The organism is Ensifer sp. Root278, assembly GCF_001429285.1.
GTDB lineage: Bacteria > Pseudomonadota > Alphaproteobacteria > Rhizobiales > Rhizobiaceae > Ensifer.
In genome coordinates this window covers 1-12,102 of sequence record NZ_LMJJ01000021.1, presented here as the reverse complement: position 1 = coordinate 12,102, position 12,102 = coordinate 1, and the positions used below count along the sequence as shown (strand labels likewise).

Sequence of the window (12,102 nt, the reverse complement as noted above, 5' to 3'; positions counted from 1 at the left end):
ACTTAGACAGATTATCGAACATATGTCAAACTTGTATTACAGGTTTGTTTATATGACTGACAAACACTCGCATTGCCGGGATTGCCCGAGGCAGTTTGATGTCGGCATGTCCCGTTCGTCGCTCGATCGAAGCGCCACGATTGCCAGCACCTACGGCATGGTGGAATGCCGGCCACGGATATCCCGCCCACAGTATTCGGCGCGGAGCCGCCCGCTGAATAATTGGAAAGACGGAGGTTGGGTGGCCGTCGGGATCGCAGCCAGAGCACCTTTCAGCGGCCCGACAGGCGGTGGCAGGCAGGCTGACGCGGCGGCAGCATAATTTTGATAGATTTTGATTGTCATCTATCTTGCTTTTAGATGTCACTCATAATATGCCGATCATGCTGAACTCCTGCGGGCGGTGGGCTGCAAAGTCATGGTCTATGGCGAGGTTGCAATGATGACGCCAGGATCCCCACTGGACGCACCGATGTCGCAGAGGTTGATCATGCCTACGGCGGACGTGGCAGCTTATGCAGCGCGATTGACGGAGTTCTCCAGCCGTCTTGCGGGCGAGTACGGGCTTGCGCTTGCCTATCACCACCACCCTGATGATGGTCGCAGAGACTTTCGATGAAATTTCCAACATCTTCGACAAGACCGGCACGGAAGTTGGCTTGCTGCTCGACACGGGCCACGCGGTCGCAGCTGGTTTCGAGCTCATCGAGCGTTTCTCCGATCGCATCGTGCACGTCCACCTAAAGGACGTCCGCAAATCGGTGATGCGGGAGGTTCGGACCGGCGACCTGAGCTTGAATGCCGGCGTGCGCAGCGGAATGTTCACGGTGCCAGGCGACGGTATCGTCGACTTCACTCCGATCGCTCGCTTCGTTCGGAACAGTGTCTATCGAGGATGGCTGGTCGTCGAAGCCGAACAGGATCCTGCACACGCACCACCACGTGCAACCGTCGCCCGCGCGTTCGATCACATCGGCAAAGTATTTGCCGACTAACCCATGAGGCTGATTTCAGCCAAGACAGCGCCATAAATTCTGTCGCCTTGAAGGGGTTCGAACCGCAGACCAGGAATATCAATAGGGCCAGTGTTGAGCCCCAGGGAACTTCGGTCTCTTTCGTTTATTTCGTTTATTGCGGCTGCTGCGAATAGCCTAAATTTAGACGACGCGGTCGTGTAATGGCGAGCGCTTGCCCCCTTCGCGGCACGCTCCTTTTGAGCGCAAAGCGAACTGAAAAGACTTTACGGGCTAATGCTCCTCAAACTGACCGAAGCCCCTCTTCACCAACAACTTGAGTGTCAGGCAAATAATTGCGACAGGCTCAACGGCCATGGATTGCCAACAGATCGGCATAGGCCGTCGGATTGCTGGCCAGTACTGGGTGGCCCTTCAACAAGGCTTCGCCCTCGCCCGGGAAGGACAGGTAGTCGCCGCCGGCTTCCTTCACCAGGCAGTAACCTGCCATGCAGTCCCAGGCGTGCATATGTGGCTCGTAATAACCGACCAGACGACCCGCCGCGACATAGGCGAGCATCAGTGCGCCGGAGCCGTTGCGGATGAAGTTGCCGCCCATGCGGAGCAGCGCGGCGATGATCTGGCCAACCCGCTCCGGTTCTACATAGGTATTGCAGCCAATGCCGGTGATGGCGTTCTGGATGGTACGAGACGGATCGAGGTTCAATTTCTTTCCGTTGAGACTCGCGCCTTTGCCAGCGGCCGAAGCATAGAGTTCGCCGTCGCACGGCGCATGGATCATGCCGATCACCGGCACGCCGCCATGCAGAACCGCGATCGAGACACACCACGTCGACATACCGTTGACGAATGGCGCGGTACCGTCAATCGGGTCCACGACCCAGATATAGCCTGAAGCACCCTCCATGTGGCCGAATTCCTCGCCGAGGAACCCATCCTCCGGAAGCTCCGCGGCGACGCGCGCTCGGATCAGCATCTCGACGTTTCGGTCGGCAATCGAGACGACATCCTGCGGGTCGCGCTTGGTCTCGATCACCAGGGTATCGCGCTTGTTAAAGTAGTCGAGCGCGAGCGCCCCCGCCTCCTCGGCAATTGATTTCGCTAGTGCAAATCGCCGGTCGAGACCTGCTTCATGCATGCTCATAGTTCTTTCCTTTTCGTAATGAGAGAAGTGTACTTCGTGATCAATGCACTGCCCACGATTCTTCAAGCCCGGTATGACATCATCGTTGGCCAAAAAACGTCGGTCGATAATGAAAGCGTACCGACTTCGGTCTCCACCCCATATTCGACATGGTCGCCGAGATCGGCCCTTCCGACGAGGCGCGCGCTCGACCTGCTTTATGCGCGGGGTGCTGGCCCTGATCCGGGCAGTTGGCCGAAACAGACCGTGACCATGAGTAGCAAAACGCGTTCCAAGTTGAATCGGATGACCAAGTCGGTGGGCGAACGGCAGCTCTGACAAGCGTCTTACGTTACTGAGCTTCGATCCCAATACGTGCGAAAGCTTCGCGCGGAGCATCACTGGTGCGCATGAGATCCCGCATGAGACGCGTCATTGCTTCTTCGATCTCCGGGGAACAAAGAGGCGTATTCTGCCCTGGATCATCAGCGAGGTCGTAGAGTCGGGTTTCATTCTCAAGGAGCGCGCCGGGACCGTAGTTGTCGAACATGGGCGATCTCTCGATCACCGGGATCTTGAGGACCGGCGCTCCCTTCGTGAAGGACATCGGCCGTGCCAGCGAGGCTCCCGCGAGTTCCTCCGGCGTGAACGGCTCCCAGATGTGAGTCGGCATCAGCGTGTATTGATAAAGCTCCTGAGAGCGAGGATCGGGCGGGAAGCGATGATAGGTATAGCGTCCATCCGTCACGTTGATCGCACCGCCGAAATAGCCGAACAGTGCGCCGCGCCGCAGCGAACGATCGGCGCCGAGCAGCGGCAGGAGGGAGTGCCCCTGCATCTCGGCAACGGTCTCCCGAACAGATCGAGGAATGTCGGAGCGAGATCGATGGTCTGAGTCAGAGCGGACCGGCGGGTGCCGGCTCTTCCCGGCCGGCGCGGATCGTGCAGGAAGAGCGGGATGTGCACGATCTCCTCATACATATTCATCCGGTTCTTCGCCCAGAAATCGTGCTCGCCTAGAAGAAAGCCGTGATCGGTGGTGACAACGAGCGCGGTTTCGCGCCAAAGATCGTGCGCATCGAAATAGTCGAGAAGCTGTCCGATGAGGAAATCGCAAAGCGCGATGACAGCGTAGTAGTTGGCGCGGAGTTCTTCGCATTCCTCCGGCAGCTCGTCGACCCGGCCGTAGCGCGGCCAGTCGCGAACCGGACCGTTCCAGCCCGTCCTGAATGCCTCGCGAAACCGCTCGGGCGCGGTAAAGGGTTCATGCGGGTCGAACGTCTCGATCTGCAGGAGCCAGTGGTCGGCGGTTCGGTTCTGCTCGAGGAACTCCAACCCGGCGGCGAAGCAGCGCACCGATGGGAACTCGTTCTCGTCCTTGATGAACTCGCGGTTCACGATGTTGTGCCGAAACTTGTCGCGGGCCGACGGGCTGAATTGGCGCTCATGATACATCTGGCGCAAGCGCTCCCATGGTGGCTGCACCATTGCCTTCCACGGGTCGCCCTCCTGACCGCGGATGAAGTCGTAGCTGTCATATCGGGTGTGATAGGTGGCACCGCCGTCCTCGAAATAATGGAAGTGGTCGGTGACGAGGTGGCTGTAGGAGCCGGCCCGGTGCAGCAGTTCGGGAAAGGAATTGTCGAACGGCTCGAGCGGCCCCCAACTCCTGTGGAGAAAGCCGAGCCGTCCGGTCTGCAGGTCGCGGCGCGCCGGCATGCAGGGCAGGCTGCCGACATAATGGCGGTCGAACATCGCGGTGCGCTCGGCCAAGCGGGTGAAATTGGGCGTCGGGACCCGCTTTCCGCCGTACGGGGCGAGCACGTGTCGGTTGAGCGAGTCAAACAGAACGAAGACGGCCTTCATCGACTCTCGGCCCTCATTCAGAGCTACCCACGCAGCTTCTTGTGTGCGTTTCGAATGGTCCCCGCATTCATCGGCTGGCCGTTCAGAAGGGCACCGGCGCCTATTTTCGCCGAAAAGAGCGCGGCCGCAACTGGATTGTACCCAGTTCCGAACACCAGCCTGCCCGCCCCCACGAGACTTCTAATCTGTGGTCTGCCTCGCTCACTATATCCCATGCACGCCTTCGACCATCGCCGAGAGCTGCTGTGTCGTCTCACCTCGGGGAGGCTGAGCCGGCGCGACCGGCGCGGCTGACGAGCATGGCGATGAAGGGCACGTCATCACCCGAGATCGTGTCTATGAGCCCGTCGGCGATCCATTGCACGAGCTCCGGCAACCGATCGCGTCCGCCGCGCCAATACTCGGCGAGAACATCTGGGCGAGGCACGTGTACGCGGTTGCTGAAGCCTTCTGCATGCAGCGCCTTCGCACCGTCGGGGCGGAACATGTCGAGCTCGATCGAGACCGAACTCGCGCTGCACGCCTTCAACACCCCGACTAGGTCGGCGTGGCGAGCATGCGTAATGGCTTCGGTCCGCAGGCCCGGATGGCGCTCGACCCCGCGCTTCAGCACCACATGGTCGAAGCTGATGACAATGACCCGGTCGACAGTTCCCGTCGATCTCAGCAAGGCTGCCACGCAATCAACAGCGATGTCCGGCCGCTCTGCCTCCTTGATCTCGAGCACAAGCCCCATGTCGTCCGCCTTCGCCCAATCGAGCGCCTCCGCCAAGGTCGGTATCTTCGTTCCGGCGAAAGCGGGATGAAACCGAACCCCCGCATCCAATTTGCGGATCTGCTCGAGGCGGAGGTCTGCCGCAAAGCCGTGTCCATCTGTCGTCCTGTCGACGGTCAGGTCGTGCAGAATGATCGGCTCACCGTCTGCGGTCAGCACGACGTCGATCTCGACCGTGGTCGCCCCTGCAGCCTTTGCTGCTTCGAATGCTGGCAGTGTGTTCTCCGGATAATGAAGGCTGTAGCCGCGGTGGCCGCAGACATGAGTACGTCCCGCGTCGCGGGCAAGGAAGCTGAAGGCCATTCGATATGCTCCTCCATCGTAAGAGCGCGACTTCTCTACAAGCGCGCTCTGACTGTTTCGCGAACGACGAGTTCGACCGGGAAGTAGACGGAAATCGGCGGCAAATCGGGATCGGCTCGGCGCCGGTCGAGAATTGATACGACCTCCCGGGCAATCCGCCGGGGATCTTGCCGCAGGGTGGTCAGACGGTAGGAGGACCACGCGGCGACCGGCACATCGTCGAAGCCGATAACGGAAACGTCGTCGGGTACACGCAGGCCCGCGCCGCGAATGTGATCGAGTGTTCCGAACGCCATGAGATCATTAACGCAGAAAATCGCGTCGGGCGCCGGTCCGCTCGCCAGCAGCTGTCGCGCCGCCTCTTTTCCGCCACCATAGTCGGCGCGGCCGACGCGAACGATCTTCGTCTCGAATCTGGAAGCGGCGGCAAATTCAACAAAGGCGTGCTCGCGGGCGGAGAGGCTCGGGCTCGGATTCGCCCTGTTGATCACGGCGAAACGGGAGGCTCCAGCCATGCGCAGGGCCTCAAAGGCCTGCTGCGCGCCTTCCCTGTCATCGCAATGGACGCTGTCGAGGCCAGTCTCGGCCCTGTTCACCAATATCAGCGGCTGTCCGTTTCGTCGCGTGAGCTCGACAAGGCTTGCCGGCGGCGAGCCAGAGAGGAAGATGGTCGCCTCCGCCCGATAGCGCAGCAACTGGCGGCTGGCATTCGCAACATCCTCCGCTGTTGGCCCGATGTTGATGATCGCCGGCACGTTGGAGCGCTCGATCAAGGCGTACGAGAGGGCCGAAATCATCTGGGCCCGGAACGGAGTATCGGCGTCGGAGGTCACGAGTCCCACCAGCCGGCTCCGATTGGCGAGAAGCCCGCGGGCGAGATCGTTGACCTGGTATCCGAGCGCCGCAGCTGCCTCTCGCACCCGCGCCCGCGTTGCAGGTGCGATGCTTGCGCCAGGGGTGAATGCCCGCGAGACCGCCGATCGGGACACACCCGCAAGCTCGGCGACTGCCTGGGCGCTCACGAAGCGGCCCTGGTTGCTGTGTCTGGTATCCGACACTTGCTTTGACCCCGCTGGACATTCTCCGAAGCGCATTCATAATCGTGTTGCACAGCATTGCAACAACAATGACGACACGATGAAAAGCGTGCCGCGGAACGGGAGGAAACCAGGATGATTCACTGGAAAATCGGAACGGCTGCGCTTCTCTGCGCGGCATTAGCGGGGGGCAGTGCGGCGTTCCTTTCAGCGACGCCACTCTTAGCGCAAGAAACCGTGAAGCTCGAGCTCTGGTCGCGTCAGGATCCTTCGGGGCCGCTGCGCCCTGGCAATGTGGTCAAGGCTGCCGAGCGGCTGAACAAGGAACTCGCGGCCGAAGGCTCCCCCAAGCGCGTTGAGGTTGCTGTGCGCGAGAGCCCCGCCAAGGGCTTCGACGACGACGCACTGCAGCTTCTCAAGGTATTCGGCATCGGTGAAGGCCCCGATATATTCATCGCCGCACACGAATGGATCTGCGCTTTCCAGGAAGATGGCTTCGTTCTCAAGCTCGACGACTATATCTCCAAATACCCTCAACACTTCGGCACGATCTTTCCGTCGCTCTGGTCATCAGCGAAGTGTCCCGACGGCACCTACGCAATTCCGCAGGACGCCGAGGCGAGAATGTTCTTCTACAACAAGAAGCTCCTGCGCGAGGCCGGCTACGACTCTGCCTTTGTCGACGCCATGCCGGAGCGTGCGTTGTCGGGCGACCTGACGATGGACGAGGTACTGGAGATCGCCAAGCAGGTCGTCGACAAGACAAAAGCGCAATACGGTGTGCTTCACCGGCCGAACAAGGGTCCGGACTACATCATGGTCTTCCAGGCCTACGGCAGCGGCTTCGTCGATCCCGAAACCGGCAAACTGCTCCTGGAGCGCGACAAGCTCGCTGCCGCCTTCGGCTGGTTCGAACGCGGGGTGAAGGAAGGGGTCATCCCGGCCAATAACACGGCGATGGAATTCGATGCGCTGCGCAAGGAATTCTACACCGGCAACGCCGCATTCTGGATGTACGGCATCTGGGATCTCGGCAGCGTCGGGTTCCCGACCTACGGGCTGCCTCAGGACGAAAAAGCCTTCTTCGCGGATTGGGGCTGGATCGCTGGGCCTGCACCGCAGAAGGGCGGTTCACCGGTCAGTCTGACGCATCCGATCGTCTATGCGATCGCTGCCGACACGAAGGAGCCTGAACTCGCCGCCCGCCTGCTTGGCCACGCTTCGGCGGCCGACCTCAACACCGATCACGCGGTCACAACGACGCATCTCGGCATCAAACCCGAACAACTCGAAGACCCGCGTTATGCCAAGGCCTGGCCGCTCGCCAGGGCAACCGACCTGCTCAAGATCACCAAGTTCCTGCCGAACAACTCGCAGTTCGGCGAACTCAACGGCATCATCTATGCCGGAATTCAGGGCATAGAATCGGGGCGGTTGTCAGCTGAGAAAGCAGCCGATTTCGTCATCGAGGAGGCTTCGTCCACCCTCGAGGACGTGATCGTCAAATAAGTCCGATCGGTCTCGAGTCGTCGACCCGGCGCGCCCGGGTCGGCGGCTGCGAGGTCCGCCGTAAGAGCTAATCGATGACGACGATAGCAGATGAACTCACGATCGAGCGGCGCGGCCATGCGGGGTCGGCGGCGCGCAGGCGCACGAACTTCGTGATCTTTCTCGGCCCGGCGATCGTCCTGACGATCCTCTTCTTCGTCGTCCCCGTGATCATCGATATAGCTGTGTCGTTTACCGACCTCAGCCGCTCGCTCCGCATCAGCGAGTTCACTACCGAGCAGTACGAGAAGGTCCTTCGAACTGATCGCCGGTTGTCGCAGGTCATTGGGCTGACCTTCATCTACGTCTTCGGCACGCTCGCGATCTTCAACGTGACCTTTGGCCTGATCCTCGCCATCACCACCACGGCGATTAGGAATGTATCCGGCAGCTTCTTCCGGGGCGTGTGGCTGCTACCGCGGATGAGCCCGTCAGTCCTCTACATCCTGCTCTGGCTCTGGGCGGTGAGCCCCACCGAAGCTGGCCTCGTAAACCAGGTCCTGATGCAGGCGTTCGGGCTCGACGGGCCGCTTGACCTTTTGACCTCGGCGCCGGTCGCGCTCATCATCATCTCGAACGGGTTCATCGGCGCTTCGATGGGCATGATCATCTTCACCGCCGCGATCCGCGGGATCCCGGAGCACCTGTTCCACGCCGCGGCAGTGGACGGCGCCGGGACCTTCGCAAAGATCCGCTTCATCACCCTGCCGGCGCTGCGCTGGCCGATCAGCTTTGTGACGATCTACCAGACACTTTCGCTGCTGGTCAGCTTCGAATACATCCTGCTCCTCACCAAGGGCGGTCCGTTCTACGACACGACTGTCTATGCACTTTACGTCTACCGCCGCGCCTTCGAAAGCGGCCAATATGGCTACGGAGCCGCGCTGGCACTTTTTCTCATCGTCATCGGCGTAGTCGTCGCGCTCATCGGCTGGCGCTTCTTTGATATGGAGCGCCTGCTGCAGCGCCCGCGCATCGAGGTGCATTGAGATGGCCGCGCAAGCGATCCCCGAGCTGTCCACGGCGGCATCCGAACCGCCAGTCGATTGGGATGCAGTGGCAGCGCGGGCGCGTGGCGTTCGGCGCGCCAAGGCGGTCGTCCTCTACGCGTTCCTGATCGCCGTGTCGCTGCCGATCATCCTCCCCTATTTCTGGCTCGTCACGATCGCCTTCTCGGCCAGGACCGGCGTTGCCGAGACGGCGGTTCTGTGGCGCTCGATGGCCGTGGTCGTTCCGGCCGTCGTCGCTTTCTGGCTCACTGCCGCGCTCGCGCAAAGCCGGCGCCAGTTATGGATCGGCCTCACCGCAGTCGCCGCGATCGCTATCTTCGCCTTTGCCGTGCTGGTCGGCCCCGACCTGCACCTCGGCAATTTCATCTTCCTGTGGGAGCCGGACTTCGCCTCGGTGGTGAGGTCGCGGATCGGCGAAGTCAAAGGCGCGGTCCAGTTTCCCAACGTCTGGCATGCCTTCGGCAACTCGATCCTGATCGCCGGCACACAGACTGCCATCGTCGTCACCGTCGCCTCATTGGCAGCCTATTACCTGTCGCGCTTCCAGTTCCCCGGCCGCTCCTCGATGCTGCGCTCGCTTCTGGTGCTCCATGCTTTCCCGGTGCTGACGCTAATCGTGCCCATGTTCCTGATGCTCTACTGGATCGGGCTGCTCGACACGCTTTCCGGCGTGATACTTGTGCTTGTCGCCTTCGAACTGCCGTTTGCGATTTTCATCATGAAGGGCTTCTTCGACGCAGTCCCATGGGACATCGAGATGAGCGCGCTGACCGACGGCGCGTCGCGACGGCAGGCATTCGTGAGCGTGGTGCTGCCTCAGGTCAGGAACGGCATCCTCGCCATCGCAGTGTTCACCTTCATCCGCGGCTGGGAAGAATACATCTTCGTGTTCACGTTCCTGATCAGGAACAGCAATTGGACAATGAGCCTCTACATGTACTGGGTGCGCGATGATGTCATGGGAGTGGACTACGGCGTCGTCTCTGCGGTCGGAGTTTTCTACCTTGTCCCGAGTCTCATCCTCTACATGGCCGCGCAGCGGTATCTCATGCAGATGTCGATCGGCGGCGTGAAAGGCTGAGAAGATGGCGAAGATCGAGTTCCGTAACGTGGTGAAGCGCTTCGGCGCCGTCGAGGTGATCCCCGATATGAACCTCGTCATTGAGGACGGCGAGTTCGTCGCACTTCTCGGCCCCTCCGGCTGCGGCAAGTCGACGAGCCTGTTCATGCTCGCCGGTATCTATCTTCCGAGCGGCGGCGAGCTCCTCTTTGACGGCCATATCGTCAACGAAGTAGAGGCACGCGACCGGAATGTCGGCATCGTCTTTCAATCCTACGCGCTCTACCCGCACATGAGCGTGCGCGACAACATCCTGTTTCCATTGCGCTTCAAGAAAACGCCACGCGACGAAGCTCTCGCGAAGGTGAAGACCGCCGCGGACCTTGTTCGTGTTGCGGAACTGCTGGACCGTCGTCCCAGCGAGCTTTCCGGTGGCCAGCAGCAGCGCGTCGCCCTTGCACGCGCCCTCGTGAAGGAGCCGCAGTTGCTGCTCCTCGACGAGCCGCTCTCCAATCTAGACGCTTCGCTTCGCCTTTCGATGCGCACCGAGATCAAGTCGCTGCACGCGCAACTCGGCGTGACGACCGTCCTCGTCACGCATGATCAGATCGAGGCGACGACAATGGCCGACCGTATCATCTGCATGCGCGCCGGCCGGATCGAGCAGGTCGGGACGCCGGACGACCTCTATCTCAAGCCATCGAGCCTGTTCGTTGCCGGCTTCATCGGCTCGCCGCCCATCAACCTCATTGCCGGCGAAGCCGAGGCCGGAACGATCACCGTGAATGGCGCCAGATTTCCGGTCGAGGGCGCGTCCGGGGCGCTGACAGTCGGGCTGAGGGCGGAGCACCTCAGAATCGGCGATACCGGCTTCGCCGGCCGTATCGTGCAGATCGAGCCGATGGGCCGGGAGATCCTCTATGTCGTCGAAACCGGCATGGGCGCCGTGCGCGTGCTTGAACAGGGCTCGTCCGCCGTGCACTCGACTGGCGAGCAGGTAAAGATCGGTTTCCTGCCCGAGAACTCGCTTGTGTTCGAGACGGCGCGACAGAAGCTCATTGGGGGCGCGCATGTTCGTGCACCGGCGTGACACGATCGAGCGACAGCCGCCCCATTTCTCGGTGGGGAGAGGAGAAGGGCGCGCCAGTGGCAGCGTTTGAGACGAGCAACCAGACGTCGAACGCGCCGGTGGCCGTCGAGGGCCCATATGGCCCTGTCCGGCTCAAGTGGCACAAACTGCGCACGCGCCTCGCCGAGGCGCCCTTCAAGCGGTCGAACCTCGCCCTCGGCTGGCAGCTCGGCGCGAGCCTCGAGGTAGACATACTCGGCACTGCCGATGGCCGCTTCGCCGTTCTCCACGATGCGACGCTCGGTCCATCGACGACCGGCCGCGGCCGCGTTCCGCGCACGCCGATCGCATCGATGGCGGGGCTTTTTCACCGGGACGCAGCAGGCGCCCCCGATCCCGATGCGCCGGTCCTGTCGCTCGCCAAACTCGTGGCCCCGCTTCAAAGACTACCGAGAGCGCCATCGGCCAACCTTCAGCTCGATCTCAAGCTGCTCGAAGGACACACGCTTCCGGATTCGGCGGTGGCCGATGCCGCAGCGGCCGTCACCGGGCTAGCGGACGCCATCGTCGTCGGTTCGCATCATCTGGATGAGGCACGCCGTCTCGCCGCGGCCATTCCCGGAGCCCGGCTCGGCTACGATCCGATGCTGGCGGTTTCCCGCCAGCGAGACCTGCGCGATCCAGAGCGGTTGCTGCGCCACATCGAGCGGCGCAGCACCGGCGTGAGTCTTGCCTACCTCCGGTTCGACGCCATTGTTGCCGCAGAAAACCAGGGCTTTCCCCTCGTTGCGCGCCTGCTCGACCTCGGCATTGAAACGGACGCCTGGACGGTCAATCCCGGCCGGGACATCAATGACTCCATCCTGCGTACGCTCGTGGGGGCGAAAGTGCGCCAGATCACGACCGATGTTCCGAGTGAGATCTTCCGCCTGATCCGTTCGCTTTGAGCACGGCTCATCCCGGGCGTTCCGTGCGAACCACCGGAGCGGGGTTGGGTGCTCCATAGGTTCTAGCAACCTGAAAAGAGCCGGCTCAGTCACCGCGTGCCAATGATCAGATGTCTTACGGTCGTCAGCGAAGTCGATCGTCTTCTTGCGGGACGCACACGCGATATTCGCCTTAATGCGGAACTTGCCCGGCTCTTCCACGCGCGGTCGTGGCCACAGGCGTCGAAGATTCTCCGTGCCTGGATGGTGTGGGTGGTGGTCCTCGACGTCCTGACGCTAGCAGTCAACGCCGCCCCGTCAATCGAACGCTCCGTATCGTTCTGGAACAAAGGTCTCGCTGCACCCGGCAGCGTGACCAAAGCATCGGGCAGAAAAGCAACTGAGAGAACC

Annotated in this window: 12 protein-coding genes and 1 pseudogene; 8 read left to right on the top strand and 5 right to left on the bottom strand. The window is 61.5% G+C overall.

What is annotated here, in order from left to right; all coding sequences use genetic code 11:
* Window positions 1-572 precede the first annotated feature (572 nt).
* Window positions 573-995, top strand: coding sequence for a TIM barrel protein (locus ASE60_RS16240; RefSeq protein ID WP_244495644.1), 423 nt, complete (start codon window positions 573-575; stop codon window positions 993-995).
* A gap of 325 nt (window positions 996-1,320) precedes the next feature.
* On the opposite strand, the gene ASE60_RS16235 is transcribed toward ASE60_RS16240, so the two are convergent.
* Window positions 1,321-2,118, bottom strand: coding sequence for an inositol monophosphatase family protein (locus ASE60_RS16235; protein WP_057251594.1), 798 nt, complete (start codon window positions 2,116-2,118; stop codon window positions 1,321-1,323).
* Window positions 2,119-2,154: 36 nt separating this feature from the next.
* On the opposite strand from ASE60_RS16235, the gene ASE60_RS16230 reads away from it, so the two are divergent.
* Entirely contained in the window at window positions 2,155-2,436 is a 282-nt protein-coding gene (locus tag ASE60_RS16230; RefSeq protein ID WP_156414660.1) for a hypothetical protein, read from the top strand.
* A gap of 13 nt (window positions 2,437-2,449) precedes the next feature.
* Here the strand turns inward: ASE60_RS16230 and ASE60_RS36210 are convergent, their stop codons facing one another.
* From ASE60_RS36210 to ASE60_RS16215, 4 genes are all read right to left on the bottom strand, one after another.
* Window positions 2,450-2,935: a hypothetical protein gene (locus ASE60_RS36210; protein ID WP_348272230.1), complete on the bottom strand. Its 486-nt coding sequence runs from the start codon at window positions 2,933-2,935 to the stop codon at window positions 2,450-2,452.
* On the bottom strand, window positions 2,842-3,963 hold the full coding sequence (locus tag ASE60_RS16225; RefSeq protein WP_348272229.1) for a sulfatase: 1,122 nt from the start codon (window positions 3,961-3,963) through the stop codon (window positions 2,842-2,844). Before ASE60_RS16225 ends, ASE60_RS36210 begins: the two co-directional genes overlap by 94 nt.
* 253 nt (window positions 3,964-4,216) lie before the next feature.
* Window positions 4,217-5,041, bottom strand: a complete 825-nt coding sequence (locus tag ASE60_RS16220; protein ID WP_057251592.1) for a glycerophosphodiester phosphodiesterase family protein — start codon at window positions 5,039-5,041, stop codon at window positions 4,217-4,219.
* A gap of 35 nt (window positions 5,042-5,076) precedes the next feature.
* Window positions 5,077-6,030, bottom strand: coding sequence for a LacI family DNA-binding transcriptional regulator (locus tag ASE60_RS16215; RefSeq protein ID WP_244495645.1), 954 nt, complete (start codon window positions 6,028-6,030; stop codon window positions 5,077-5,079).
* 285 nt (window positions 6,031-6,315) lie between these two features.
* Between ASE60_RS16215 and ASE60_RS16210 the strand changes: the two genes are divergently transcribed.
* The 6 genes and pseudogenes from ASE60_RS16210 to ASE60_RS35710 form a co-directional block, all read left to right on the top strand.
* Entirely contained in the window at window positions 6,316-7,587 is a 1,272-nt protein-coding gene (locus tag ASE60_RS16210; RefSeq protein WP_244495643.1) for an extracellular solute-binding protein, read from the top strand.
* 74 nt (window positions 7,588-7,661) lie between these two features.
* The gene (locus ASE60_RS16205) at window positions 7,662-8,615 is read left to right on the top strand and encodes a sugar ABC transporter permease (RefSeq protein WP_057251589.1); all 954 of its coding nucleotides are present in this window, start codon (window positions 7,662-7,664) and stop codon (window positions 8,613-8,615) included.
* Between the two features lies 1 nt (window position 8,616).
* Window positions 8,617-9,717 carry a carbohydrate ABC transporter permease gene (locus ASE60_RS16200; RefSeq protein WP_057251588.1) on the top strand — a complete coding sequence of 367 codons (1,101 nt, stop codon included), beginning with the start codon at window positions 8,617-8,619 and terminating at the stop codon, window positions 9,715-9,717.
* 4 nt (window positions 9,718-9,721) lie between these two features.
* Window positions 9,722-10,786: an ABC transporter ATP-binding protein gene (locus ASE60_RS16195; RefSeq protein ID WP_057251587.1), complete on the top strand. Its 1,065-nt coding sequence runs from the start codon at window positions 9,722-9,724 to the stop codon at window positions 10,784-10,786.
* A gap of 56 nt (window positions 10,787-10,842) precedes the next feature.
* Window positions 10,843-11,712, top strand: a complete 870-nt coding sequence (locus tag ASE60_RS16190) for a glycerophosphodiester phosphodiesterase family protein (RefSeq protein ID WP_057251586.1) — start codon at window positions 10,843-10,845, stop codon at window positions 11,710-11,712.
* Window positions 11,713-11,814: 102 nt separating this feature from the next.
* Window positions 11,815-12,003 (top strand): annotated as a pseudogene (locus ASE60_RS35710) (GGDEF domain-containing protein); the annotation flags it as partial.
* Window positions 12,004-12,102: the final 99 nt, after the last annotated feature.

Bases quoted from the DNA above. Each gene is read 5' to 3' on its own strand.
- ASE60_RS16205 (WP_057251589.1), top strand. From the start codon at position 7,662: ATGACGACGATAGCAGATGAACTCACGATCGAGCGGCGCGGCCATGCG.
- ASE60_RS16195 (WP_057251587.1), top strand. From the start codon at position 9,722: ATGGCGAAGATCGAGTTCCGTAACGTGGTGAAGCGCTTCGGCGCCGTC.
- ASE60_RS36210 (WP_348272230.1), bottom strand. From the start codon at position 2,935: ATGCAGGGGCACTCCCTCCTGCCGCTGCTCGGCGCCGATCGTTCGCTG.
- ASE60_RS16220 (WP_057251592.1), bottom strand. From the start codon at position 5,041: ATGGCCTTCAGCTTCCTTGCCCGCGACGCGGGACGTACTCATGTCTGC.
- ASE60_RS16200 (WP_057251588.1), top strand. From the start codon at position 8,617: ATGGCCGCGCAAGCGATCCCCGAGCTGTCCACGGCGGCATCCGAACCG.
- ASE60_RS16225 (WP_348272229.1), bottom strand. From the start codon at position 3,963: ATGAAGGCCGTCTTCGTTCTGTTTGACTCGCTCAACCGACACGTGCTC.
- ASE60_RS16235 (WP_057251594.1), bottom strand. From the start codon at position 2,118: ATGAGCATGCATGAAGCAGGTCTCGACCGGCGATTTGCACTAGCGAAA.